Origin of the sequence: Halorussus ruber (assembly GCF_004765785.1) — an archaeon.
Classification (GTDB): Archaea; Halobacteriota; Halobacteria; order Halobacteriales; family Haladaptataceae; genus Halorussus; species Halorussus ruber.
Genome location: NZ_SBIT01000002.1, coordinates 31864 through 54162 on the forward strand (window position 1 = coordinate 31864; position 22299 = coordinate 54162).

The 22299-nt window shown below is 63.6% G+C and carries 29 protein-coding genes; 18 read left to right on the plus strand and 11 right to left on the minus strand.

The genetic code is table 11. The features are described from left to right. Nucleotides 1-15 precede the first annotated feature (15 nt). The 4 genes from EPL01_RS07275 to EPL01_RS07290 form a co-directional block, all read right to left on the minus strand. Complete coding sequence (locus tag EPL01_RS07275) at nucleotides 16-561, minus strand: DUF8056 family protein (RefSeq protein WP_135824603.1); 546 nt, start codon at nucleotides 559-561, stop codon at nucleotides 16-18. Nucleotides 562-656: 95 nt separating this feature from the next. Then, on the minus strand, nucleotides 657-1937 hold the full coding sequence (locus tag EPL01_RS07280; protein WP_135824604.1) for an RNA-guided endonuclease TnpB family protein: 1281 nt from the start codon (nucleotides 1935-1937) through the stop codon (nucleotides 657-659). Then, on the minus strand, nucleotides 1934-2308 hold the full coding sequence (gene tnpA / locus EPL01_RS07285; protein ID WP_135824605.1) for an IS200/IS605 family transposase: 375 nt from the start codon (nucleotides 2306-2308) through the stop codon (nucleotides 1934-1936). The genes EPL01_RS07280 and tnpA overlap by 4 nt, the downstream gene beginning before the upstream one ends. Further along, a complete protein-coding gene (locus EPL01_RS07290; protein ID WP_135824606.1) occupies nucleotides 2305-2502 on the minus strand; it encodes a hypothetical protein in 198 nt (65 codons plus the stop codon). Before EPL01_RS07290 ends, tnpA begins: the two co-directional genes overlap by 4 nt. 175 nt (nucleotides 2503-2677) lie before the next feature. Here EPL01_RS07290 and EPL01_RS07295 point away from each other — a divergent pair, with 175 nt between their 5' ends. The 5 genes from EPL01_RS07295 (at nucleotide 2678) to EPL01_RS07315 (ending at nucleotide 7340) form a co-directional block, all read left to right on the plus strand. Continuing rightward, nucleotides 2678-2911, plus strand: coding sequence for a winged helix-turn-helix transcriptional regulator (locus EPL01_RS07295; RefSeq protein WP_135824607.1), 234 nt, complete (start codon nucleotides 2678-2680; stop codon nucleotides 2909-2911). A 374-nt stretch (nucleotides 2912-3285) separates the two neighbouring features. Next, entirely contained in the window at nucleotides 3286-4578 is a 1293-nt protein-coding gene (locus tag EPL01_RS07300; protein ID WP_135824608.1) for a glucose-6-phosphate isomerase, read from the plus strand. A gap of 120 nt (nucleotides 4579-4698) precedes the next feature. Continuing rightward, entirely contained in the window at nucleotides 4699-5871 is a 1173-nt protein-coding gene (locus tag EPL01_RS07305; protein WP_135824609.1) for a BGTF surface domain-containing protein, read from the plus strand. Nucleotides 5872-5947: 76 nt separating this feature from the next. After that, nucleotides 5948-7045, plus strand: coding sequence for a CPBP family intramembrane glutamic endopeptidase (locus tag EPL01_RS07310; protein ID WP_135824610.1), 1098 nt, complete (start codon nucleotides 5948-5950; stop codon nucleotides 7043-7045). A gap of 151 nt (nucleotides 7046-7196) precedes the next feature. Next, the gene (locus tag EPL01_RS07315; RefSeq protein WP_135824611.1) at nucleotides 7197-7340 is read left to right on the plus strand and encodes a CopG family transcriptional regulator; all 144 of its coding nucleotides are present in this window, start codon (nucleotides 7197-7199) and stop codon (nucleotides 7338-7340) included. Between the two features lie 137 nt (nucleotides 7341-7477). On the opposite strand, the gene EPL01_RS07320 is transcribed toward EPL01_RS07315, so the two are convergent. Further along, nucleotides 7478-7942, minus strand: coding sequence for an NOB1 family endonuclease (locus tag EPL01_RS07320; protein WP_135824612.1), 465 nt, complete (start codon nucleotides 7940-7942; stop codon nucleotides 7478-7480). Further along, nucleotides 7943-8188 (minus strand): PRC-barrel domain-containing protein, encoded by a 246-nt coding sequence (locus EPL01_RS07325; protein WP_135824613.1) that lies wholly within the window; start codon nucleotides 8186-8188, stop codon nucleotides 7943-7945. It lies immediately after the preceding gene. Between the two features lie 729 nt (nucleotides 8189-8917). Between EPL01_RS07325 and infB the strand changes: the two genes are divergently transcribed. Together infB and EPL01_RS07335 are read left to right on the plus strand one after the other, a co-directional pair. Next, entirely contained in the window at nucleotides 8918-10720 is a 1803-nt protein-coding gene (infB, locus tag EPL01_RS07330; RefSeq protein WP_135824614.1) for a translation initiation factor IF-2, read from the plus strand. A gap of 227 nt (nucleotides 10721-10947) precedes the next feature. Continuing rightward, nucleotides 10948-11220: a DUF8015 family protein gene (locus tag EPL01_RS07335; protein ID WP_135824615.1), complete on the plus strand. Its 273-nt coding sequence runs from the start codon at nucleotides 10948-10950 to the stop codon at nucleotides 11218-11220. 20 nt (nucleotides 11221-11240) lie between these two features. Here the strand turns inward: EPL01_RS07335 and EPL01_RS07340 are convergent, their stop codons facing one another. The 4 genes from EPL01_RS07340 to EPL01_RS07355 all read right to left on the minus strand — a co-directional run bounded on the left by EPL01_RS07340 (nucleotide 11241) and on the right by EPL01_RS07355 (nucleotide 13773). Next, nucleotides 11241-11633 (minus strand): DUF5811 family protein, encoded by a 393-nt coding sequence (locus EPL01_RS07340; RefSeq protein ID WP_135824616.1) that lies wholly within the window; start codon nucleotides 11631-11633, stop codon nucleotides 11241-11243. A gap of 81 nt (nucleotides 11634-11714) precedes the next feature. Next, complete coding sequence (locus tag EPL01_RS07345) at nucleotides 11715-12233, minus strand: pyruvoyl-dependent arginine decarboxylase (protein ID WP_135824617.1); 519 nt, start codon at nucleotides 12231-12233, stop codon at nucleotides 11715-11717. Between the two features lie 73 nt (nucleotides 12234-12306). Further along, the gene (locus tag EPL01_RS07350; protein ID WP_135824618.1) at nucleotides 12307-12681 is read right to left on the minus strand and encodes a hypothetical protein; all 375 of its coding nucleotides are present in this window, start codon (nucleotides 12679-12681) and stop codon (nucleotides 12307-12309) included. A 138-nt stretch (nucleotides 12682-12819) separates the two neighbouring features. Next, entirely contained in the window at nucleotides 12820-13773 is a 954-nt protein-coding gene (locus tag EPL01_RS07355; protein WP_135824619.1) for a hypothetical protein, read from the minus strand. A 176-nt stretch (nucleotides 13774-13949) separates the two neighbouring features. On the opposite strand from EPL01_RS07355, the gene EPL01_RS07360 reads away from it, so the two are divergent. Then, entirely contained in the window at nucleotides 13950-14492 is a 543-nt protein-coding gene (locus tag EPL01_RS07360) for an XTP/dITP diphosphatase (protein ID WP_135824620.1), read from the plus strand. Nucleotides 14493-14899: 407 nt separating this feature from the next. On the opposite strand, the gene EPL01_RS07365 is transcribed toward EPL01_RS07360, so the two are convergent. Further along, a complete protein-coding gene (locus EPL01_RS07365) occupies nucleotides 14900-15844 on the minus strand; it encodes a winged helix-turn-helix domain-containing protein (protein ID WP_135824621.1) in 945 nt (314 codons plus the stop codon). Nucleotides 15845-15991: 147 nt separating this feature from the next. On the opposite strand from EPL01_RS07365, the gene EPL01_RS07370 reads away from it, so the two are divergent. The 10 genes from EPL01_RS07370 to EPL01_RS07415 all read left to right on the plus strand — a co-directional run bounded on the left by EPL01_RS07370 (nucleotide 15992) and on the right by EPL01_RS07415 (nucleotide 22285). Continuing rightward, a complete protein-coding gene (locus tag EPL01_RS07370; RefSeq protein ID WP_135824622.1) occupies nucleotides 15992-16192 on the plus strand; it encodes a hypothetical protein in 201 nt (66 codons plus the stop codon). An 88-nt stretch (nucleotides 16193-16280) separates the two neighbouring features. Continuing rightward, nucleotides 16281-17513, plus strand: coding sequence for a translation initiation factor IF-2 subunit gamma (locus tag EPL01_RS07375; RefSeq protein ID WP_135824623.1), 1233 nt, complete (start codon nucleotides 16281-16283; stop codon nucleotides 17511-17513). A 1-nt stretch (nucleotide 17514) separates the two neighbouring features. Further along, nucleotides 17515-17895: a PIN domain-containing protein gene (locus EPL01_RS07380; RefSeq protein ID WP_135824624.1), complete on the plus strand. Its 381-nt coding sequence runs from the start codon at nucleotides 17515-17517 to the stop codon at nucleotides 17893-17895. A 1-nt stretch (nucleotide 17896) separates the two neighbouring features. After that, the gene (locus EPL01_RS07385) at nucleotides 17897-18469 is read left to right on the plus strand and encodes a DNA-directed RNA polymerase (protein WP_135824625.1); all 573 of its coding nucleotides are present in this window, start codon (nucleotides 17897-17899) and stop codon (nucleotides 18467-18469) included. Nucleotides 18470-18471: 2 nt separating this feature from the next. Then, entirely contained in the window at nucleotides 18472-18669 is a 198-nt protein-coding gene (gene spt4 / locus EPL01_RS07390) for a transcription elongation factor subunit Spt4 (RefSeq protein ID WP_135824626.1), read from the plus strand. 40 nt (nucleotides 18670-18709) lie between these two features. Then, nucleotides 18710-19228: a GTP-dependent dephospho-CoA kinase family protein gene (locus tag EPL01_RS07395; protein ID WP_135825018.1), complete on the plus strand. Its 519-nt coding sequence runs from the start codon at nucleotides 18710-18712 to the stop codon at nucleotides 19226-19228. A gap of 52 nt (nucleotides 19229-19280) precedes the next feature. Beyond that, nucleotides 19281-19967: a hypothetical protein gene (locus EPL01_RS07400; RefSeq protein WP_135824627.1), complete on the plus strand. Its 687-nt coding sequence runs from the start codon at nucleotides 19281-19283 to the stop codon at nucleotides 19965-19967. 241 nt (nucleotides 19968-20208) lie between these two features. After that, nucleotides 20209-20526 carry a 30S ribosomal protein S24e gene (locus tag EPL01_RS07405; protein WP_135824628.1) on the plus strand — a complete coding sequence of 106 codons (318 nt, stop codon included), beginning with the start codon at nucleotides 20209-20211 and terminating at the stop codon, nucleotides 20524-20526. Next, nucleotides 20526-20660, plus strand: a complete 135-nt coding sequence (locus tag EPL01_RS07410) for a 30S ribosomal protein S27ae (RefSeq protein WP_135824629.1) — start codon at nucleotides 20526-20528, stop codon at nucleotides 20658-20660. Before EPL01_RS07405 ends, EPL01_RS07410 begins: the two co-directional genes overlap by 1 nt. Nucleotides 20661-20665: 5 nt before the next feature. Continuing rightward, nucleotides 20666-22285 (plus strand): bifunctional N(6)-L-threonylcarbamoyladenine synthase/serine/threonine protein kinase, encoded by a 1620-nt coding sequence (locus tag EPL01_RS07415; protein ID WP_135825019.1) that lies wholly within the window; start codon nucleotides 20666-20668, stop codon nucleotides 22283-22285. The last annotated feature ends 14 nt before the right edge of the window (nucleotides 22286-22299 follow it).

The window sequence follows — 22299 nt, forward strand, 5'->3', positions numbered from 1 at the left end:
GGAGCATATATTCGCTCACTCGGCGAAGTGATGCACGACCAGAACGAGCGCCGCGGCGACGAGGGGCGGCGCGACGGCGTACGTCGCCGGGAGCGAGTAGAGGAACTCCACGATGGGCGCGACCAGCGCGGGCGGGGCCTCGCGCTGGTCCGGCGGCGCGGAGATGAGAAGCGAGACGTACAGCGAGAGGACGAAGACGTAGCCCGAGAGCGCGAGCGACACGTCAGCGCGGGTGTTTCCGGTCCCGCGGGCGTGGCGTCGTCCGGCAGAGACTACCGGCGCGACCAGCGCGACCAAAAGCAAGACCCCGCCGACGATGAGGAAGGCCCGCGAGAAGGTAGCGAGTTCCGAGCCGCCTGCGGTGTTCAGCACCCAGACCGGGAGCGCGAGCAGGAGCAGGAGCGCGAGCAGGCCACCGAGGAAGAGGCTCACGACGACGTAGGACTTCAGCAGTCGGGACTCGGTGTCGGCGTACGCTCGGCGGAAGGACCCCACGAGGACGCTCCGCGACTCCTCGGTCCGGGGCGCGTCTGGTTCCGTGCCGGTCTCTGCGTCGGCCATCTCGTCCGGAGGTTGGGAAGGCGGGGACAAAAGGGGTGCGGTGACATCCTCCCCGCGCTAAAGCGCCGAGCTTCCCACACGGTGGGAATACCAGCCTAAGCGTTCTCATTCCTGGTAGAGGGTTTCGACCCGGAGTAGGCCGAGAGGGTCATCTGCGAGGGTGTCTCGCTCGTCTCTCGGTGGGTCGTGGCGGTGTCACTACCGCTCCCGTCCCGTGGCGAGTCATTCCCGTCCGGATTCAGTGGACAGGTCTCTCCCCACGGGTATATCCGTCGTGCGATGTTCGCGGCCGCGTTGATGTCTGCCTGAAACGTTGATACGTGGCACTCGTCGTTCGGACACCGGAACTCCGCCTGCGAGTCTCGCCGACCGAGACGCTGGCACGAGTGACACGTCTGACTGGTGTACTCCGGCCGGACGTACTCAACCGGAATCCCGGCTTCGCGGGCCTTGTCTTCGACGCGGCCCTGTAACCGGGCGAACGCCCAGTTATGCAGGCGTCGATTCATGTACTTCCCGTAGTCCAAGTTCTCGCGGATGTACGCGAGGTCCTCCATCACCAGCACCGGATTCTGGTAGTCCAGAGCGTAGTCTACGGCCGCCCTGCTGGCTTTCTCCACGATGTCGGTCAGGGCGTTCTGGTAGTAGTCGAAGCGGTCGTCACGCCGCCACTCCGACGCTTCGCGCTCCTGTAGGCGTTTTAGGGTGGTGTGCATCTCGTTCCGCAACTGTCGGGCGCGGCCGCCGTTCCACACGAACGGGTCGGTCGGTAAACCGTCCTTCAGGGCACAGCCCGTAATCAGGGCCGATTCACCGATGTCCAAACCGATGTGCGTCACGTCGCCGTCGGTCGGCGAGTAGTCGGGTGATTCGACGGGGAACTCCACGGTCACGTGAAGCGTCCACGTCGTGCGATTCTGCTGGAGGGTAAGGTCGCCCGCACTCGCGGGGTGGTCGTCGTCGAGAAGGTCCATCCAGCGGTCGCGTTGCTCTGGGTTCAACCGAAGCGGTATCCAGAAGTTGGTGCCGCGACCGGGTTGCGGGACGTTCCAGCAGACGCCGTACTCCCGCGAATCGTCGTAGTCGAACTTCGCGGCGCGGTTGACCAACCGAACCGGGTGGTCGTCGTCCAACTCGCGGGCGTCGTAGGTGTCCCGAAGCTTCGGGACATAGCTCTTGAGCGCGTCTTTCGTCTGATACGGGAGGTCGTAGGGCGTCACGATGTCGTTGGTGGCGGTCATCGTCGTACAGCCCGCGTCGAACGCTTCGTGTAGGGCTTCCCGGTAGGTAGAGAGAAGCGTTTGTAGCTTCTGCTCCTTGTGCTGGGTCGGCGGGGCGAGGGTGGCCTCCAACGTCTTCGTGACGGTCTGGCTCATTGGTTTTCGACATCCTCCTTGAGGTCGTCAAGCGTAACCTGCCCGGTCGTGCAGAGGAAGTATCCCGGTTGCCAGAGCGCGTCGGAGAGTTGGCGTTTCAGGCCGGGAAACTCGTCGCGGAGCGTCTTCGAAGTCGCGCTTTTAAAGTGGCCGACGAACTGCGAGAGGTCGATATCGGGTTCGGCCCGAAACAGCAGGTGGGCGTGGTCGAGGTCGACGTTGATGTCCGAGACCTCGCACCCGTAATCATCGGCAATGTCACGCGCCAGTGTGCGAAACCGTCGGAGAATCGCCGGGGAGGGTACCGGCGTCCGGTACTTCGTGACGGTCACGAGGTGGTACTGAAGGGCGACCGCTTCCCAATCGGTCATTCAGCGTCCTCCTGACCGGTGGGGTAGGAGACGACGGGCGTGTACTGGTCGGTGCGTAGGCGGTCGCTGTGAGTGTCGACCTTCGAAGGGTTGAAGCCCTGCTGTCGTGCCGTCTCGACGCACTCAAGCAGGAGCGCGTCTACAGTGTCCATTGAGTCGATACTACTTTCCGTACTGCGGTCTTTCGTTGCCATTGGGTTCTCAACTCTGGCGAACCCGGCCCGCGTGTCGTCAGCACGCGGGCGTTCCTTCGACAGCCACGCCCCGAGTGGCCGGGTTCGTCATACCACTTGCTCACTGGCAACAGGTGTTAAATCTTCCCCTTGCTATTCGGCAAGACGTAAGTGGCCCGAAATTCATAGTGAGCGTATGACAACTCGGAAACGAAGCGATACCGGGGAATACGATTCTGACATCACGGAAACGGATATTCTTGGTGTGGTTCGGCAGAATGAACCGGCAGGAACACAGGAAGTGGCCGACGAGTTAGGGCTGTCTCGACAAGGTGCTGACTACCGTCTCCGGCGATTGTCTGAGGTGGGCAAGGTATTGAGCAAGAAGGTCGGTGGAACCCTCGTGTGGTCCGTCGAAGACGATTCGTAGCCCGGTCGATATTCAGATTCTCGTAGTCCCGTGGATTGGGACGATAGCTTACGTCTTCCCTCCCGGCCTGAAGGCCGGGATTTCCGACTGACTCAAATCGGAGGTAGATCGCATCGAGGAGTTCCGTTCACTTATTGCTGTGGAGCAGTATCTCGAACAATGAAAAACACTCGATGAAATCGATTTGACTCAGATTATTAGAGGAGGGAGTGATTTATTCAACCAACTAAATAAATATTATAATTAAAACTAGCGTTTGAATCAATATATTCCCTAGTCTGTTTCCCGTGATAAAAGGGGATTTCGACAGTTACAGAGACGGCGACGACTGAAGGAGCAACCATTTAGTCGCCCGCCGACGCCGATACGAACACATGCGAGTAGACCTCGGTAACGCACTCTCGGAAGTCGCCGACCCCGGACTCTCCCGCACCGAACTCGACGAACTCGACGAGCGAGTCGCCGACGCTCACGAGCGAATCGAGCGCGGCATGGCCGACGCCGAACACGGCTACGCCGCGCTGAACCTGCCCGAGACCGCGAACCCCGACGAGATTCGGGCCGCGGTCGAACCGTTCGCCGACGCCGAGGCGGTCCTGACCGTCGGCATCGGCGGGTCGGCGCTCGGCGCGGCCACGCTGGCTCACGGTCTGCCCTCCGAGACCGACGCCTACTTCCTCGACAACGTGGACCCCGAACACGTCTCCCGACTGCTCGACTCCCTCCCGCTCGACTCGACCGCTGTCAACGTCGTCTCGCGGTCGGGCACCACCGCCGAGACGCTGGCGAACTTCCTCGTCGTGCGCGAGGAGATGGAAAGTGCCGGAGTGGACTGGACCGACCGCACCTTCGTCACGACCGGCGAGGAGGGTAATCTTCGCAACCTAGCCGAGAAGGAGGACCTGCCCGCGCTCGACGTTCCCGAGGGCGTGCCGGGCCGGTTCTCGGTCCTCTCGACGGTCGGACTGGCCTGCGCCGCGATACAGGGCCACGACCTCGACGCGATTCTGGCGGGCGCGAGCGACGAGGCCGACCGCCTCGCGGGGTCGCTCTACGACTCCCCGGCCTACGCCTACGGTGCTGTCTCCTACGCCCTCGAAGAGCGCGGCGCGGCGGTCAACGCGATGATGCCCTACGCCGAGTCGCTGGAGACCTTCGCCGAGTGGTTCGCTCAGCTCTGGGCCGAAAGTTTGGGGAAGGACGGTCGAGGTCAGACCCCGGCCCGCGCCCTCGGCGCGACCGACCAGCACTCGCAACTCCAACTCTACCGCGCCGGACCCCACGACAAGATGGTCACGCTCGTCCGACCGGAATCGCGCGCCGACCGCGAAATCCCCGCCACCGACCTCGACGGCCTCTCGTACCTCGGCGGCTCGTCGCTCGGCGAACTGCTGGACGCCGAGTTCGAGGCGACCGAGGCCAGCCTCGCCGCCGCGAGCCAGCCGAACGTCCGGGTCGAAATCGACCGCGTGGACGAGCGCAGTCTCGGCGAACTCCTCTACGGCATGGAGGCCGCCTGCGTCCTCTACGGCGAACTCGCCGAAATCTCGACCTTCACCCAGCCCGCGGTCGAGTGGGGCAAAAAGGCCGCCCGCGGACTCCTCGGCGGGGGCGACTTCGAGGAGGCCGACGCGGTGGCCGAGAAGACGACGCTGACGGTCGAGTAGCGCGGCTCGACCGGAGCGAAACGACCGAAGCGAAACGACCAGCGGGACAGGTTTGCTCTATAACAGAAAACTTTTGACACCTGTCTGAGTAGCTTGGCGGGCTGACATCCGCCCTGAATCATGCTCCGAACTCCTCTCCACCGACAGGTAGCGCTCGCCCTCGCGCTGGTTGCGCTCGCTCTGACCGGCGCAGTTGCGGGCGTTGCTGTCGGGCAGACTGACGTATCGACTGTCGAAAACGGCTCCTCAGCCGTCGAGAGCGGTAATCCGACTGCTGAAAACGCTACCGTGACTATCGCCCACGACGAGCCACTCGTGCTACACTCCGCGCCGAACCAGACCGTCTCCGTCGAGTCGAACGCACCGGCGGGAACCGAACTGTCGGTCACGATTCGGTCGGCCAAGTACAACCTCCTCGTGTCGAGCCAGTTGACTGTCTCCGAGGACGGGACCGGCACCGCGACGTTCGACCTGAGTGATACATCCCCCGGCACGACGTTCAGCGTCACCACCAGCGCGGACGCCGACGCCGAAGCCAGCGGCATCGTAGTGAACGAGTCGGCGACGGTCCACCGAGACGCGACGTTCGCCCCCGCCGACACCGACTCGAACGTCACGATTCGCGGTCGAGTGATAGACCCCGCGGTCACGAAACTCGGCGTTCGAGTCGCGCCGAAGAGCGAGGCGGCGGCTCAGAACCAGACCGTTACCGTCGGCGACGACCGGACGTTCGCCGCCGGATTCGACCTCTCGGAACTCTCGACCGGCACCGAAGTCTCGGTCGAAACCGGTGGGATTCCGCGGTCGGTGACCTCCGTGGTCGTGACCGAGGAGGGGCGCGCACCGACCGTCTACGCCTTCGTGGAGACGCTCCCGTCGGTGACGATTCGGTATCCGCAGGAGACGGTGCTAGTTCACCCGGCGGAGAACCAGACCATCTACGGGGAGACGAACCTCCGGCCGGGCACGGAACTCACCGTGGAAGCCGTCCGCGACGAGCGCAACTCGCCGGACGACTTCACCCGGACCGCGAACGTCACGGTGGGTGAGAACGGCCGGTTCGCCGCGGATTTGAACTTCGGCGGCGTCGAACCCGGCACCAACTTCTCGATACGGGTCGGCGACGGACTCGGAATGGAGGACGGCCGCGTCGTCAACGAGTCGGTGGCGCTCCCGACCGTGACGACGACCGAATCTGAAACCACAGCGACCGAGTCCGACGTCCCCGGTTTCGGCGCGGCGATGGCAGTCGGCGCGCTGCTGGCCGGACTCGCGCTCGCTCGCCGGTCCTGAGAGCACCCGGTTTTCCACACCGCTTTCGGCGCGGACAAACACAGGGATTTTAGCTCGCGCCACCCACGTAGCAGGCATGGACGACCGTTCTGCTGCAAACGTGGGCGTCGTGGTGGCCGGATTCGCGCTGGCGGCGGCCGCGCTTCCGTGGGGAACGCCGGGCGTCGGTCCGGTCGAGAACGTCGCGCTGGCGGCTCTCGGCGTCGCCGCGCTCGGCGCATTCTCGCTCCGACGGCGCGACCTGCTGGCGCGGCGGTCGGGGTCGCTCGCGGCCGGAATCGCCAGCCTCGGCGTCGTCGGCTACGCCGGGACTGCAACCGCCGGAACGCTCGCGGGCGGCGGCGAGTCGATACCCTCGCTGTGGGGACCGGCGCTCGCGCTCGTCGGCGGCCTCGGCGGCGTCATCGCGGCCTATGGCGACGGGCGGGGCCTCCCCGAGTCGCTCGGACGCGCCGTCAAGGCTACGGCGTGGAGCCTCGCGGTCGGATTCGCCGGACTGTTCGCCATCGCGGTGTGGTCGGGCGTGCTGATTAGCCTGCTTTCGGGACTGTTCCCCGGCAGTATCGGCACGGCCTCGCGGCTCGCGGTCGGTGCGCTCGGTCTCGGACTCGGCACCGGGTCGATTGCGCTCGTCTACTTCCAGTGGACCGACAAGACGGTCGCGTACCTCGACTTCCGGATACCGACCAAGCGCGACGTGGGCTACATCGTCGCGGGCGTCGTCGCCATCTTCGCGCTCCAGATGCTCGTCACGGTCGTCTTCGCGGAACTGGGCATCCAGACCGCGGACCACGACATCGAGCAGGCCGCGGCGGGTGGCAACGCCGGAGTCCTCCTGCTCATGATTCCGGCGTCGTGGCTCATCATCGGTCCCGGTGAGGAGCTGCTCTACCGCAACATCATCCAGAAGGACCTCTACGGGACCTTCGGCGACTGGGGCGCGGTACTGGTCGGTAGCGTCGTCTTCGCGCTGGCCCACATCCCGGCCTACTCCGCCGGAGCGACCAGCGTCGCAGCGCTGGTGAGTACGCTGGGGGTCATCCTCTCGCTCTCGCTGGTTCTCGGCACGACCTACCACCTGACGAGGAACACCACCGTCGCGGCGCTGGTCCACGGGACCTACGACGCCGTCGTCTTCGGCACGATGTACGTCCAGATGGCTGGCGTCGCGTGACCGGGGACACGGCGTCATCGACGGAGGGGCGCGGCGTGACCGGCGAGAGACGTTTGAAGTCGAAGATTTCGAGCCGTCTGCCGTGCGTCTGCCTCGCGTCCGCTCTTCGTCTGACGTAGATTTAACAGCTTCAACTACTTTTGAAAAGTTCATGGAGCGCCGCTACTCGATCACCTGCGAACGCGACCGCGCCAAGCGAATCGAGTCGCTTGCCCGGGAGTACGACCTCACGACGCAGGAAGTCCTCCACCAACTCATCGAGGTCGGACTCGACGAAATCGGGACCGACGAATAGCGAGTGTCGAACACCGCCCGGCGAACACCGACGGGCGAACGAAATCCGGCGGACGGCGACGGAAACACCGTCCGGCAGATGCGCGTCGAGCGTGCAGAGTCGGTCGTAGTGTGGCGAATTGGTCGTGGTGCAGTGAATCAGGCGTTCGACGGGTTCTTTCGGGTGAGTTCGCTCCCGCAGATGGGACACCGGTCTTTGTTCTCGTCGAACTCCCGGCCGCATCCCTGACACTGGAACCGCCAGTCGCGCTGTTCGGCGATACCGTCCTGCGCGATGACCTCCACGCTGACGTTCATGTGTTCGGCGACGTTCTGCATCGCGTAGTCGTCGGTGACGAGTCTGGCGTCGAGTTCGAAGGCGGCGGCGATGAGCCGAACGTCGGTGTTCGACAGTTCGTCTAAGTCACCGGTCTCCCCGGCGGCCCGGCGAACTCGCTCGACAGCGCCGTCTTGGGGGATGTGGATGTGCATCCCCGAACCCTCCATCGCGTCGAAGCGATAGGCGCTCTCGTCTTCGAGCTCCTCGCGGACCATCGGGATGGTCGCGGTGTCTTCTGTCGTGTGATACTCGTTGATGAAGGCTGAGGAGTCTAGAACGTACATTTACCGCTGAACGACGATGTAGTCTTTTACTGCCTGCACTCGCTTCACGGGGACTTGAAACCGACCCTGGTCGTCGGCGCTGAACTCCACCGCGTCGCGTTGCAGTTGCTCGTCCGGTTCCACGAGGAGGTCCGCGAGTTCTCCCGTCTTGAGGTCCATGGTGATGTTGTACAACATGCCGAGTTCCGTTCCGTCTGACCCCATGACGGCCTTCCCCGAGAGGTTTTCGGCGAGGATTTCTGGCATACCGGGGGTTACTGAATGCTTCCATATAAAGGATAGGGGGAGCGACGTGAAGCGTTCTGAAGTTGCGTTCGGTCGCTTTGTCTCGACGTGACTCTGGAAACGAACGACAGAATCGGCATGATGTCGTCTTCTTGAAGCCCCTACCCGTTTCGTACCGCGACAGCTACGACAACAGTCGATGTGATGAAGTTTCTTGAAGCCCCCGCCCGGTCGCGGTCGCTGAGGGACATATCGACGCTCTCTGCACCGCCCGCGCCGATAGGAGTCCCTCAGCGACCAAGCGTTGCGCCGGAAGACAAACCGCGTCTCCCGAGGTCACCCTCACTTCGTTCGCGTGACCGCGACCGGGCGGCCCCTTCATCCACCCATGTCGGCTGATTCCCTGAGCGCACCCTGTCGGTTGGTCAGTCGAGCGCACCCCGATGGTTCAGTCGGCCGAGCGCGTCCCCGCAGCTGGTCGGCCTGCCCTCACATTAAAGACATTTATGTATTTCTTTATAAGATAATATCCTATACTAAGGAACGATATTATGGTGTCTCTCGGTCGAAATGTCGGCCGGGCTTCCGCCGCCGAGCGGTCCGCTCCGGTCCGCCGACGCTCTCCCGTCGCCTCGCTATCCCGTCTCTGCTCGGCACCGTCGCCCGAAACGAGCGCTCTCGCTCGCAACAGTTAAATGCCACGCGCAGTACCTCTTGAGTAAGAAACCTTCTTTCCCCGGTGGTAGACCTATGCCTGATACAGATGCACGCGAGAACGAGCAAGGTCTGCGAACCCCTATCGTCGCCGTACTGGGCCACGTAGACCACGGTAAGACTAGCCTTTTAGACAAAATTCGCGGCTCGACCGTCATCGAGGGCGAGGCGGGCGCGATTACCCAGCACATCGGGGCCACCGCGATTCCGCTCGACGTGGTCTCGAAAGTCGCCGGGAGCCTCGTCAACCCCGACGACTTCGACCTGCCGGGCTTGCTGTTCATCGACACGCCCGGCCACCACTCGTTCACGACGCTCCGGTCGCGCGGCGGCGCGCTGGCCGACATCGCCATCCTCGTCGTGGACGTCAACGACGGCTTCCAGCCACAGACGCTGGAGGCTATCAACATCCTCAAGCAGTCCCAGACGCCCTTCGTCGTCGCGGCGAACAAAATCGACACCGTGCCGGGGTGGAAGCCCAACGAGGACGCTCCCGTCCAGCAGACCAAGGAGGCCCAGAGCGACCGGGTCCAGTCGGACTTGGACGAGAAACTCTACGAGATTATCGGCGAGTTGAGCGACCAAGGGTTCTCCGCAGACATGTACTGGCGAGTGCAGGACTTCCGGGGCAACATCGGCGTGGTGCCCGTCAGCGCCGAGACCGGCGAGGGCGTGCCGGACCTGCTGACCGTCCTGATGGGACTAGCCCAGCGATACCTCAAGGAGGACATGGCAATCGACGTGTCCGGGCCGGGCGCGGGCACCGTCCTCGAGGTCAAAGAGGAGAAAGGATTCGGGACGACCCTCGACGTGGTGCTGTACGACGGCACCGTCCGCGAGGACGAGACCATCGTCGTCGGCGGGAAGAACGAACCCATCGTGACCGACGTGCGCGCCCTGCTGAAGCCCCGACCGCTCGCCGAGATTCGGACCGAGGACCGATTCGAGAAAGTCGAGGAGATCGCGGCCGCGGCGGGTGTGAAAATCGCCGCGCCGGACCTCGACGACGCGATGGCTGGCGCGCCGGTCCGGGTCGTCCGCGACCGAGACATCGAGGAGGTCATCGCCGAGGTGCGGGCCGAACTCTCCGAAATTGAGGTCAGCACCCAAGAGCAGGGTGTCGTGGTCAAGGCCGACACCCTCGGGAGTCTGGAGGCCATCGCCAACGCGATGGACGAGGCCGAGATTCCGGTCATGCGCGCCGAAGTCGGCGACGTAGCTCCTCGGGACATCAGCGTGGCCTCGACCGCCAGCGAGGACAAACACGAGACCATCCTCGCGTTCAACGTGGACGTGCTGGCCGACGCCGAGCGGCAGGCCGAGCAGGACGACGTGAAAATCTTCGAGAGCGACGTCATCTATCGCCTCATCGAGGAGTACGAGGAGTACGTCGAGGAGATGGAGAAGGCACAGCAGGAGACGGTGCTGGACAACATCACTCGGCCCGCCCGGTTCCAGATTCTACAGGACCACACCTTCCGCCAGAACGACCCCGCGGTGGTCGGCGTCGAAATACTCTCGGGCACCGTCAAGAAGAACAGCAACGTCGTCAAGTTCGAGGGCAACGACCCGACGCGCGTCGGCCAACTCAAGGGGATTCAGGAGCAGGGCGACGACGTGGACGAGGCCCGGAGCGGCAATCGCGTCAGCGTCGCCATCGACGGCCCGACGGTGGGCCGCCAAATCGAGGAGGGCGACGAACTCTGGATCGAGATTCCCGAGAAGCACGCCAAGATTCTCGAACAGGAACTCGCCGACGACATCCCGGTGGACGAACTGGAGGCGCTCCAAATGTATCTCGACAAACAGCGCAAGCGCGACCCCTTCTGGGGCAAATAGACCATCTTGTTGGTGTTCAGATACGGACTGTCACCTACTTCGCTCGGTGAGACAACTAGCCTCCTGGTGGACTGAAAGGGCGACCGCGAACCGCGCGAGGGCTTTCGAGGTCTTATTCCTGCTCGTCGAACTGATGACTCTATCCATGTATCAAGACACCACACGCTACCACCGAGCGATAATTTTTAGTCGAACCGGCCCGTAGTATCGTACCGGAAGGTGGTTTCATGCTCGGGCGAAACCTACTACCCAGTGGTAACGCCGGAGTACCGTCGCTCTCGTACTACGACCTCGTTCTCGCACTTCTGCCGGTGCCGCTGCTGGTCGGACTGCTCGTCGGAAAATTCGTCGGGATTCCGGTCTCGACGGGCGTGTCGGTTGGCGCGGTGCTGTCCGCGATGGGGGTCGGCCACGTCCTGTTCCGAAAGCCGCCGACCCGGCGCGGCCCGCGCGGTGGAGATGGCGGCCCGCGCGGTCGGATTGGCGGACCCTCGGCGTAGTGGCAGGCGATTTCGACCGATTACCGCGCGGTCGGCGTGATGTCGTCGCCCATGACCTGCTTGACCTGCATCGCGGCGCTGGCCGCGAGACCGCGGGCGACTTCGCTCTCCTCGTGGGTTTCGAGGTCGTTGCCGTCGAAGTCGTCGAGGCCCGGCTGGAAACCGGCGCTGACCGGGCGGCCGACCGGCGGTTGGACCGACACCTGCGCCTGAGGGCCGCTCCCGTTGTCGGCGACTTTCGACCCGACCACGTACTCGTCGGGGAGGAACTCGCGGGTCAGAGTCGCAATCGCGGTGATGCTGTCGCGGAGCGACTCCTTCTGCTCGGGGGAGAGGTCCGGAACGTCGTTGTTCGCGCGTTTACCGGCCGGTGTCTTACCCGGAACGCCCGCGTAGGGGGTATTTCCGTTCATCTATCTGCTGGGAGTTGGTTAGTGCCCGACGTAATAAAAGTTCTCGGCTTCGGCAGGGCGTGTCACGGAATGAGTTCCCGATTAGCAAATCGGCTCGCTCTCGCCGTAGACCGCCAGCACGACCGCAGTCGCGTAGGTTCCCGACTCGGCGTCGGTCGTCGCGGTCCGGACCTCCTCGTCGGTGAAGTTCCACTCGCGGAGGTCTCGGCCCGCCGCGAGGCCGGACCGCACGCGCTCGGCGATTGCCTCGGGGTCGGTCTCGCCCGCCGACTCGTAGAACAGGCCGGGGCCGGTCTCCGCTCCGGATTCGGCTTCGGTTCCCGCTCCGGATTCGGCCTCGCTCGTGGACCATCCCAGTCCGGCCGAGACGGGGCCGGGTCCGGCGCGAGTCGCGCGGGCCTCGACGACCGTCAGGCGCTCGCCAGCGGGACCGAGGTCCGGGGCCGTGCCGACCGCCTCGACCTCGGCGTCGGCGGGAATCACCGACGAGACCGCCACGAGGTTGTAGTTGTGGAGGTTGGCGTCCGCCAAGGCGGCGTCGTAGGAGGACATCTCGGTGGGACCGGTCCCGGTACCCCACGCGACCCGAATCGTGCTCATGTTCGGATGCAGTCGGTGCGAGAGGTAAGGGGTTGCGATTTCCGAGTCGTGGTCGGTAGAGCTACTATGGCTCTCAGAAGTTGGGTTCCAGTCGACGAAGTCCAGCCACGTAGAAAAGCGCCAGCACAACTGCGAGCAGGACCGAAATCACGGCGTCCGAGGTTACGACGCTAAGGAGAGGAACCGGCCCGAACGCCGCGGCGGCGATAGCAACAAGCAGGAGAAGGGCGACGACGCCGAAGAGACCTCCAACGGCGTACCCCATGGCTCGAAGAGTGTCGTTGGTCAACGCATGGGCAAGAAGTCCGACCGCGGCCACTAATGGAACTGCCCGGTACGGGGAGGTTGGATTTTTGAATAGGAGGGTGATAGCGATTCCGACCGCGAAGAGGTAGATGAGGCTCGTGACTAGGGCCCCAATCGACTTCTTGAGCGTGAGCGCCTCCATGAGATTTGGTATCCGCCGAGAGATTATAATCTTTTTCAGCTGTCCAAAATATTACGTCTGTGTTTAGGACAGAAGGCGATTACTCCCACACATCATTTCCGCAAGGAAACGGTAGCAGACAAGCCGTTGCCGAGGGCTTTAGTCCGGCTTGACCCGAAGACTGTTAATCTTGAGTTGGCGAGTTGAACCGTCGGCGTTGACCGTCTGGAAGTCCACAAGCGCGTCGGCGATACCCGAGATACTTGTCTTCAGACGGATACCAAAGTTGTAGACGGTGTCGCTGTTGAAGTTATACTGCACAGCACGCGTTTTGTTCCCGTAGACCAAGTTACTAGTCGTAGCCAGATTCAGCCATGTTTTGTAGCTTTCACCTTCCTCCTGCACCCAGATATCGTACGACGCATTCCCGCCAAGAACGCCGCCGTTCTGCCAGTAGTCACAGACGATATCGTGGCGACCGCCATTCTGAATGTATGCGTTTCCTTCGAGCCATGCCCACTGGGTCAGGTCGCCGATACCGGCCGTCTCGACGATAGACGTGACGATGTCCTGATCCTCGTAGTAGTGAGAGTCCCGGTATCCGACCCCGGTTCCGCCGACCTGCCCGTCAATGAGCAAAATCTCTTGAGTATCCTGTGTCGTGATGTCGGTGACACTCGGACTTGAACGCTTCAGTTCACTGTTGGCGACCTTCCGCTGATTTTCGGACGCGACCCCGGTACGATCCGACGTTCGCGCCCGGCGGGCGTTGTTGATATCAGTTCGGAGCTCAGGCGAGAGTTTCTTCAACGAACTCATGATCCGATCGAATGCCTGTTGTTCGGTGAGACGACCGTTTAGAACCCGATTAGTGTACTGTTCCCAGATTTGGACGACACGTCGGGCGACCTTCGGGTCGTACTGATCGCTGAACATACGGTAGATACCATCGGTGTCGGTCTTACGAATTCGTTCTTCAAGACCGTCGCTGGGTTCAATTTCCTCGTCAGCGGAGGAGGCACCGAGAGCGGGAACTGTAAGTACCGTACTGCCAAGCACGGTTGCACTACTAGCTCGCAGGAAATGACGCCTGCTTCTGTTATTCTTACTCATTGGTTTCCCCACCACATAATTACATAGAATTAATTTAAACTTTTCTAAGTATTAGATATATGCTTTTTTTAATGGGGAAAGAATTATCGGTGCTTCAGCGTCGGTCAGCAACCCGGACTACCAGAACTCCATAACTCAACGCCTATTTGTTCACATTCACGAACTACAACCAGAGCATGACCATCAGGTTCGTGACGAGCAACGAGGGCAAGGTCGAGGAGGCCCGCGAGTACCTCACCGACGACGTGGAGCAGGTCAACTACGACTACACCGAAATCCAGAGCGACGACCTCGCGGAAATCGCGGTCGCCGGAGCGAAGGAGGCCTTCGAGGAGACCGGCGGCGAGGACCCAGTAATCGTAGACGACGCGGGCCTGTTCGTGGACGCCCTCGGCGGGTTCCCCGGCCCGTACTCCTCGTACGTCGAGGACACCGTCGGGGTGGAGCGCGTCTGGAAGTTGACGGAGATGGAAGACAACAGGCGAGCGCGCTTCCGGTGCGTCGTGGCCTACTACGACGGCGAGGAGGCCCAGACGTTCGACGGCGCGGTGCCGGGCCGCATCGTCGCTCCTCGCGGCGACGGCGGGTTCGGCTACGACCCTATCTTCGAACACGAGGGCACGACGATGGCCGAGATGAGTACCGAGCGCAAGAACGCGATTTCGCATCGAGGGCGGGCGCTGGCGAAGTTCGCTGACTGGTTGGCCGAAAATCGGTGATTTCAGGCGTGAGTTTCGTCTTCTAGAGTACTTCTCGCTACTTCGTCTCGACGTGACGGTGACTGTGAACTGCAGAACTGGAGTTGTTTTGTCTTCTTGAAGCCCCCGCCCGGTCGCGGTCGCTCCGCGGCATATCCTCGGCTCTCCGCACCGCCCGCCTCGGATAGAGGCCGCGGAGCGACTGAAGTGAACGCGACCGGGCGGCCCCTTCATCCCACCCATGTCGGTTTCTCGGCTGAGCGCGTCCTGCGGCGGTTGGTCAGTCGAGCGTTTGCCGGTGGTTTGGTCGGCCGAGCGTCCGCTGGCGGCTGTGGCACCGAGGGCAAGCAACGAGGCGCGAGAGAATTTAGAAACAAATAGATATGCTTGACACAGCTATTTAGTGTCTAAAGAATAAATTTTCATTCTTAGTCCGAAATCGCCTGCGCGCCGTCGTCGGCAGCGGACGCCCCGCACGTCCGTTCGATTTCAAGCGGCGTCAGGTCCCCGTCGAGAGTCACCGACAGCACCTCGTCGTCCAGCGGAATCTCCACGAGGAGTTTCCACGGGTCGGCCGAGAGAACCGTCGTGTGCTGGTCGCTCACGCACCACGGGAGGTCCCAGTAGGGCGTCGTGCAGAGGTCCACGCCGTGTTCCCGGTGGAAGGTGACAACATCCGACTGGTCGAGGAGCGAGAGGCCCACCGCCGAGTAGAGTTGGTGGCGACACTGCTGGCACTCGTGGTCCACTCGCACTTCGAGTCCGAGGTAGTCCTCGGTGTCGCGGGTGACGGTGGTGTCCATCCGGCCGTTGCACTCCGGGCAGACGCCGTCGGCGGCGAGGCAATGGAGGTGGCGCACGCGCTGGTTGAACGCGTCCAGAATCTCCTCGCGGGTGCGGTCGTTCAGGCCGCCCGGCGGGAAGGGGTACTGGCCGTGGTTCTTGGCGCACTCGGTGCATTCGATGGCCAGCATCTCGTCGTGGTAGTAGGCTTGCAGGTTCGACCCGCACTCCGCGCAGGTGCCCTCGGCCTCGAACGGCCCCATCTCGGGATGCTCGTTGAACGACCCCGCCAGAATCGACCGGACGACTTTCTTCCCGGCCTGCCGGAAGTCGTAGCCCTCCTCGGTCTGGACGACGAAGTGGTCGGTCAGTTTCTTCAGGTGGTAGTTGAACTGCGCGCTGTCTCGCATGCCGACCTCGCGTCGGAGCTCCGAGAAACTCACCGGCCGGTCCGGGGCCTGCCAGAGCGCCTCCAGAATCGACAGTCGCGTCTCGTTGGCGATGACCGAGAAGGCCTCGGCCGGGGCCACGCAGTCCTCGCAGTCCCGAATCACCGAGTCGTCTGCGTTCGGCCCAGTTGTTCCGCTCATGAAAGGACCTGCGGCCGCGTCCGGCTAAAGTGTTACCTTGATCGCATTTTTGTAGGTTTTCGTATATATTCTTGACCGCCCCACCGAAGATCGACCACCTCACCGAAACTAGTTTCCCGCTGGAAGTGGTGGTTCGTTCGGAGCAAAATGGCCCTGCGAAACCAGAAACAGCGACCACTGAAACCGAAGCCGACGCCGGAGCGAGCGGGCCTCTTCGGGAGTCGAGAAGACCGGCTCATCGTCCTCGCGGGCGTCGTGATCTCGGCGGGGGTCCTCTACGACGTGTATCGACAGCAGACCCAAAGCCGACGAACGAATCGGCGCGAGAGACCGGCGCGGGGGAAGTGACAGCTCTGTCAGACCCCCGAGCGAGAACAGTAGGTTTATCAGGCTTTCAGGGCGAATCTTCCAGTAGAATTACTTCAGGAGGTCAACTTTGACAGGAAATTACGCCCAACCGGAGGTGAATATCGGACTGGTCGGTCACGTAGACCACGGAAAGACGACGCTCGTGCAGGCTCTTTCCGGCGAATGGACCGACCAGCACTCCGAGGAGATGAAACGTGGCATCTCCATCCGGCTCGGGTACGCAGACGCCACGTTCCGGCAGTGTCCCGGTCTCGACGCGCCGGAGCGATACACGGTAGACGAGGAGTGTCCCGACGGCAGCGAGAGCGAGCCGCTTCGCACGGTGTCGTTCGTGGACGCCCCCGGCCACGAGACGCTGATGGCGACGATGCTCTCGGGCGCGGCCATCATGGACGGCGCGGTACTGGTCGTCTCGGCCAGCGAACCCGTCCCGCAGGCCCAGACCGAGGAGCACCTGATGGCGCTGGACATCATCGGCATCGAGAACATCGTCATCGCCCAGAACAAAATCGACCTCGTGGACCGCGAGCAGGCCGAGCGCAACTACGAGGAGATTCAGGAGTTCGTGGAGGGCACCGTCGCGGAGGACGCGCCGGTCGTCCCCATCTCGGCTCAGCAGGAGGTCAACATCGACCTCCTGATTCAGGCCGTCGAAGAGGAGATTCCGACGCCCGAGCGCGACCCGGACGCCGACCCCCGGATGCACGTCGCCCGGAGCTTCGACATCAACCGCCCCGGCACGACGTGGGACGGCCTCGTCGGCGGCGTCCTCGGCGGCAGTCTGGTCGAGGGGAAGCTGACCTCGGACGAGGAGCTCGAACTCCGCCCCGGCCGCGAGGTCGAGGAGGGCGGCGAGACTCGGTGGGAACCCATCCAGACCAGCGTGCGCTCGCTTCAGGCGGGCGGCGAGACGGTGGACGAGGTGACGCCGGGCGGACTCCTCGGCGTCGGCACGGCGCTCGACCCGAGTCTGACGAAGGGTGACGCGCTGGCCGGACAGGTCGCCGGAACGCCCGGCACGCTCCCGCCGACGTGGGAGCGGTTCACGATGGAAGTGGACCTGCTCGAGCGCCTCGTCGGCGTGGACGACCAGGACATCGACGACATCTCGACCGGTGAGCCGCTGATGCTGACCATCGGCACCGCCACGACGGTCGGTTCGGTGACCAGCGCCCGCGAAGGCGAGTGCGAAGTCGCGCTCAAGCGACCGGTCTGTGCGCCTGCTGGCGCGCAGATCGCCATCAACCGGCGCATCGGCGCTCGCTGGCGGCTCATCGGCGTCGGCACGCTCCAAGAGTAGGATGGTCGTCACGGTCGCCATGGACACCAGCGCGCTCATGATGCCGGTCGAGTGCGACGTTCGCGTCTTCGAGGAGCTAGAGCGACTGCTGGGCGATTTCGAGTGCGTCGTCCCCGAGGCGGTCCGCGACGAACTCGCCAAACTCTCGCAAGGCGGGAGCGCGGAGGCCGTCGCGGCCAGCGTCGGCGCGGACTTGGCGGCCGAGCGGTGTCGGACGATTGAACACGAAGCATCGTACGCAGACGACGTGCTGGTCGAACTCGCGGACGAGTTCGATTACGTCGTCACGAACGACGGTCCCCTCAAGGCGCGCCTGCTCGAAGCGGGCGCACCGGTAATTCATATAAGGGGCCGGAACAAACTCGCAATTAGCAAACCTTAGCATGTACAAACGGGTCAGACTCAAGGATACAGTCGAGGTTCCCCCGGAACACCTCGCGGACGTGACGCCGAATCTAGTGAAGAAGCTCCTGCAGGACAAACTGGAGGGTCGGATGGACGAAGACGTCGGGAGCGTCGTCAGCGTCGTGAACGTTCACGACATCGGCGACGGCGCGGTCCTGCCGAACCGACCGGGCGTCTACTACGAAGCGGAGTTCGACGCGGTCACCTACGACCCCCAGATGCAGGAGGTCGTGGACGGGGAAATCGTGGAGGTCGTCAACTTCGGTGCCTTCGTCGGCATCGGTCCGGTGGACGGCCTGCTCCACGTCTCCCAGATTTCGGACGAGTACCTCGCCTACGACGAGGAGGGCCAGATGCTCGCGTCCCGCGAGTCCAACCGCACGCTCGGCGTCGGCGACTCGGTCCGGGCGCGCATCGTCACCAAGAGCATCGACGAGCGCAATCCGCGCGAGAGCAAGATCGGCCTCACCGCAAAGCAGGTCGGACTCGGCAAGCACGGCTGGCTGGAAGAAGAGCGCCAGAAGCGCGAAGCCACGACTGAGAGTGAATAACGATGGCTAGTGACCGTCTCGCCTGCCGCGAGTGTCACGCCGTGGCCGAACCCGACGAGGACACCTGTCCCATCTGCGGTTCGACCAGTCTCACCGAGGACTGGAGTGGCTTCGTCATCATCGCCCACCCCGACGAGAGCCAAATCGCCGAGGAGATGGAAGTGGACAAGCCGGGCAAGTACGCGCTGAAGGTCCGGTAAGGCGACCGTGAGCGACGCTCTCGTCACGTTGCCCGCCGAGATGCGCGGGGAACTCAAGGAGCCGATGGGGCCGATTTTCACCGACGCCGAGTCGCTCCTCTCCGAAACCGGCGAACTCCTCGTCGCCGTCGGCGACGTGGTGACCTACCACCTCGAACGCGCTGGCGTCACCCCCGACGTGGCCGTGGTAGACGGCCTGACCAAGCGCGAGGAGGTCGAAGACGAAGTCGCCGAGGGCGTCGCCCGCCTCGGCGCGACCGCCAGCGAGGTCCACGTCGAGAACCCCGCAGGGGCCATCTCCCGCGAAATGGTCCGAACGCTCCGGGCGGCCATCGCCGACCCTGAGCCGACCGTCATTGTGGTCGAGGGCGAGGAGGACCTCGTCACCCTCCCCGCCATCGTGGCCGCTCCTCTCGGCGCGAGCGTCGTCTACGGCCAACCCGGCGAGGGGATGGTCCACGCGAAAGTCACAGACGACGCGAAGGCCGAGATGTGCGATTTACTGCGTCGGATGGACGGCGATTCCGAGGCGCTGTTCGAGATTCTGGAAATCGAGTGAGGGTGACCTCGTGTCGGTGCGTTTATCATCCAGTCCCGGGGTAGCGACTGGTATGCCGCGCGCCGGAGCGTTGAAACAGATACTTCGGAGTCTGACGGTCGCCGAACTCCGGTCGGTCAGACGCGAGTATTGTCCGCGGGTGACCGAGTACGACGGCGACAAGTCCGCGTTCGTAGAGCGCATCCGCCGGTCGCTGAAGCGGTCGATGGACGACGGCGAGTGCAGTTACGGGGATCTCGTGGAAACGATTCGAGACGAGCTATCTAGCGACGGTCCGGAGCGCGTGACGACGCGAATCCGTCACGTGCTGAACGAGGTAGAAATCTCCTCGAACGCGGGCAGAGAGAGCAGTCGGTCGGTCAGAGAAGGGTGGATATGCTCGGAGATATTCCAAGGACTCCGATATCGACTTGCTGACCGGCCCTACGAAATCGAGCAGGAGGCCACTTTCGGGCGGAGTAGCGTGGATCTTCTAGTCTCACACGTCCGCGAGGACCGCCAATACGTCGTCGAAGTCAAACTCGCGGGAAGCTACAGTAGCCGCGAGCGCCTCCTCTCGCAACTCCGGAAGTACCGGAAGAAGGTGCCGAACCTCAAGCGGTCGTTCGTGCTGATGGTCGCCGAGCGCGAGCGGGACCTGCCGGAGAACAAAGAGTCAGTCGCCCACGTCGTCACCGAGGCCGAAGGCGAACCGAAGACGGAAGTCGTCCTCAAGCCGCCGAGCGATTTGCGGTACTGACGATTTGCTGTCGAACACCGACGCCCTACCGCGAGCGAACGAAGTGAGCGAGCGGACCAAGGAATCCCTCGAACGAGCGCCTCCGGCGCTCGTGAGGGGGTGACGCCGTGTTTTTGATCGACCTTTTGCAAGCGAGAGAGGGCGAGCGCCGGTGGCGCTCGCCCGAACGAGTGCTGGAAAAGGTCGTTCGTAATCCTTTTACAGTCTACGCGGCCAAGTAGTCAGTAACTGAGCGATACACATGGAAGTCGAAATCCTCTCCGAGGAGCAGAATCCGATGCTCCACCGGTCCGAAGTGCGGTTCCAGATCGTCCACGACGAAGCGACGCCCTCTCGGCTCTCGGTCCGCGACAGTCTCGCGGCCAAGCTCGACAAGGACTCCAGCGAAGTCGTGGTTCACGAAATGAACACCAAGTTCGGGATGCGCAAGACCGTCGGCTACGCGAAGGTCTACGACAGCCCCGAACACGCCCGCGACGTCGAGCAGGACTACATGCTCGAGCGCAACAAGATTTCCGCGGACGCCGACGGCGAGGCCGAGGCGGAGGAGGCTGAATAATGGCTCGACACGAGTACTACAACGACGACGGCACCACCGACAAAGAGCAGTGTCCGCGCTGCGGCGACGCGTTCCTCGCCGAACACGACGACCGAAGCCACTGCGGTCGGTGCGGTTACACCGAGTGGCAGTAAACGAAATGCGGGTCCTCGGAATCGAGGGCACGGCGTGGGCCGCGAGTGCCGCGGTCTACGACACTGAAACCGAAAACACCGATTCGATTTTTATCGAGACCGACGCCTACCAGCCGGAGAGCGGCGGCATTCACCCGCGCGAGGCCGCCGAACACATGAGCGACGCGATTCCGCAGGTCGTCGAGACCGCACTCGCGGAGGCTGACGGTCCCATCGACGCGGTGGCGTTCTCCCGCGGTCCCGGTCTCGGCCCGTGCCTGCGCACTGTCGGAACGGCGGCGCGGGCGCTGGCCCAGACCCTCGACGTGCCTCTCGTGGGGGTCAACCACATGGTTGCCCACCTCGAAATCGGCCGCCAGCAGTCCGGGTTCTCCTCGCCGGTCTGTCTGAACGCCTCGGGAGCGAACGCTCACGTGCTGGGCTACCGGAACGGTCGGTATCGCGTCCTCGGCGAGACGATGGACACCGGAGTCGGCAACGCCATCGACAAGTTCACGCGCCACGTCGGGTGGAGTCATCCCGGCGGCCCGAAGGTCGAGGAGGCCGCGAAAGACGGCGAGTACGTCGAACTGCCCTACGTGGTCAAGGGGATGGACTTCTCCTTTTCGGGCATCATGAGTGCCGCGAAGGACGCCTACGACGGCCGACGCGGCGAGAACGGCGAGAATGACGGAGACGGAGGCGTCCCCGTCGAGGACGTCTGCTACTCCCTGCAGGAGAACGTCTTCGCCATGCTGACCGAGGTCGCCGAGCGCGCGCTCTCGCTGACCGGGAGCGACGAGTTGGTGCTGGGCGGCGGGGTCGGCCAGAACGCCCGCCTCCGAGAGATGTTGCGGGAGATGTGCGACCAGCGCGGCGCGGAGTTTTACGCGCCCGAACCCCGGTTCTTGCGAGACAACGCCGGGATGATTGCGGTCCTCGGCGCGGAGATGGTCCGCGCGGGCGACACCATCCCGGTCGAGGAGTCGGCGGTGAACCCGAACTTCCGGCCGGATCAGGTTCCGGTCACGTGGCGCTCCGACGACGAGTCGGTGGCCCGGTGGCGCGAGGAGGGCGCGGAAGTCAAGGGTGCGGAGGCCACGGTCGAAATCGGCGACGAGCGCGTGACCAAGCGCAGGCTTCCGAAGAGCTACCGCCACCCGCAACTCGACGCGCGGCTCCGGCGCGACCGGACCGTCCTCGAAGCGCGCCTCACGAGCGAGGCCCGCAGGCGCGGCGTGCCGACGCCGGTCGTCTACGACGTGGACCCCGAGGAGGGCGTGCTGGTCTTCGAGCGCGTCGGCGAGGCGGACCTCCGGTCGGAGCTGACCGCCGAGCGCGTCCGCGACGTGGCCCGCCACCTCGCTACGATTCACGGCGCGGGGTTCGTCCACGGCGACCCGACGACCAGAAACGTTCGGGTCGGCGACGACCGCACCTACCTCATCGACTTCGGCCTCGGCTACAACACCGACGACGCCGAGGACTACGCGATGGACCTCCACGTCTTCGCCCAGAGCCTCGCGGGGACCGCCGACGACGCCGAGTCGCTCCAGCGGGAGTTCGAGGAGAGCTACGCCGAAGTTGGTTCGGAGACGGTCCTCGACCGATTGCGGGAAGTCGAGGGTCGGGGTCGGTATCAGTAGTGGTTCGCTCGTCT

What these genes read in the sequence shown, in the direction of transcription:
- EPL01_RS07315 (WP_135824611.1), top strand. Translation starts at nt 7,197, where the DNA reads ATGGAGCGCCGCTACTCGATCACCTGCGAACGCGACCGCGCCAAGCGA.
- EPL01_RS07345 (WP_135824617.1), bottom strand. Translation starts at nt 12,233, where the DNA reads ATGAGCACGATTCGGGTCGCGTGGGGTACCGGGACCGGTCCCACCGAG.
- infB (WP_135824614.1), top strand. Translation starts at nt 8,918, where the DNA reads ATGCCTGATACAGATGCACGCGAGAACGAGCAAGGTCTGCGAACCCCT.
- tnpA (WP_135824605.1), bottom strand. Translation starts at nt 2,308, where the DNA reads ATGACCGATTGGGAAGCGGTCGCCCTTCAGTACCACCTCGTGACCGTC.
- EPL01_RS07365 (WP_135824621.1), bottom strand. Translation starts at nt 15,844, where the DNA reads ATGAGCGGAACAACTGGGCCGAACGCAGACGACTCGGTGATTCGGGAC.
- EPL01_RS07380 (WP_135824624.1), top strand. Translation starts at nt 17,515, where the DNA reads ATGGTCGTCACGGTCGCCATGGACACCAGCGCGCTCATGATGCCGGTC.
- EPL01_RS07310 (WP_135824610.1), top strand. Translation starts at nt 5,948, where the DNA reads ATGGACGACCGTTCTGCTGCAAACGTGGGCGTCGTGGTGGCCGGATTC.
- EPL01_RS07395 (WP_135825018.1), top strand. Translation starts at nt 18,710, where the DNA reads ATGCGCGGGGAACTCAAGGAGCCGATGGGGCCGATTTTCACCGACGCC.
- EPL01_RS07295 (WP_135824607.1), top strand. Translation starts at nt 2,678, where the DNA reads ATGACAACTCGGAAACGAAGCGATACCGGGGAATACGATTCTGACATC.
- EPL01_RS07385 (WP_135824625.1), top strand. Translation starts at nt 17,897, where the DNA reads ATGTACAAACGGGTCAGACTCAAGGATACAGTCGAGGTTCCCCCGGAA.
- EPL01_RS07355 (WP_135824619.1), bottom strand. Translation starts at nt 13,773, where the DNA reads ATGAGTAAGAATAACAGAAGCAGGCGTCATTTCCTGCGAGCTAGTAGT.
- EPL01_RS07400 (WP_135824627.1), top strand. Translation starts at nt 19,281, where the DNA reads ATGCCGCGCGCCGGAGCGTTGAAACAGATACTTCGGAGTCTGACGGTC.
- EPL01_RS07360 (WP_135824620.1), top strand. Translation starts at nt 13,950, where the DNA reads ATGACCATCAGGTTCGTGACGAGCAACGAGGGCAAGGTCGAGGAGGCC.
- EPL01_RS07320 (WP_135824612.1), bottom strand. Translation starts at nt 7,942, where the DNA reads ATGTACGTTCTAGACTCCTCAGCCTTCATCAACGAGTATCACACGACA.
- spt4 (WP_135824626.1), top strand. Translation starts at nt 18,472, where the DNA reads ATGGCTAGTGACCGTCTCGCCTGCCGCGAGTGTCACGCCGTGGCCGAA.
- EPL01_RS07280 (WP_135824604.1), bottom strand. Translation starts at nt 1,937, where the DNA reads ATGAGCCAGACCGTCACGAAGACGTTGGAGGCCACCCTCGCCCCGCCG.
- EPL01_RS07350 (WP_135824618.1), bottom strand. Translation starts at nt 12,681, where the DNA reads ATGGAGGCGCTCACGCTCAAGAAGTCGATTGGGGCCCTAGTCACGAGC.
- EPL01_RS07415 (WP_135825019.1), top strand. Translation starts at nt 20,666, where the DNA reads ATGCGGGTCCTCGGAATCGAGGGCACGGCGTGGGCCGCGAGTGCCGCG.
- EPL01_RS07300 (WP_135824608.1), top strand. Translation starts at nt 3,286, where the DNA reads ATGCGAGTAGACCTCGGTAACGCACTCTCGGAAGTCGCCGACCCCGGA.
- EPL01_RS07405 (WP_135824628.1), top strand. Translation starts at nt 20,209, where the DNA reads ATGGAAGTCGAAATCCTCTCCGAGGAGCAGAATCCGATGCTCCACCGG.
- EPL01_RS07410 (WP_135824629.1), top strand. Translation starts at nt 20,526, where the DNA reads ATGGCTCGACACGAGTACTACAACGACGACGGCACCACCGACAAAGAG.
- EPL01_RS07290 (WP_135824606.1), bottom strand. Translation starts at nt 2,502, where the DNA reads ATGGCAACGAAAGACCGCAGTACGGAAAGTAGTATCGACTCAATGGAC.
- EPL01_RS07325 (WP_135824613.1), bottom strand. Translation starts at nt 8,188, where the DNA reads ATGCCAGAAATCCTCGCCGAAAACCTCTCGGGGAAGGCCGTCATGGGG.
- EPL01_RS07370 (WP_135824622.1), top strand. Translation starts at nt 15,992, where the DNA reads ATGGCCCTGCGAAACCAGAAACAGCGACCACTGAAACCGAAGCCGACG.
- EPL01_RS07305 (WP_135824609.1), top strand. Translation starts at nt 4,699, where the DNA reads ATGCTCCGAACTCCTCTCCACCGACAGGTAGCGCTCGCCCTCGCGCTG.
- EPL01_RS07340 (WP_135824616.1), bottom strand. Translation starts at nt 11,633, where the DNA reads ATGAACGGAAATACCCCCTACGCGGGCGTTCCGGGTAAGACACCGGCC.
- EPL01_RS07335 (WP_135824615.1), top strand. Translation starts at nt 10,948, where the DNA reads ATGCTCGGGCGAAACCTACTACCCAGTGGTAACGCCGGAGTACCGTCG.
- EPL01_RS07275 (WP_135824603.1), bottom strand. Translation starts at nt 561, where the DNA reads ATGGCCGACGCAGAGACCGGCACGGAACCAGACGCGCCCCGGACCGAG.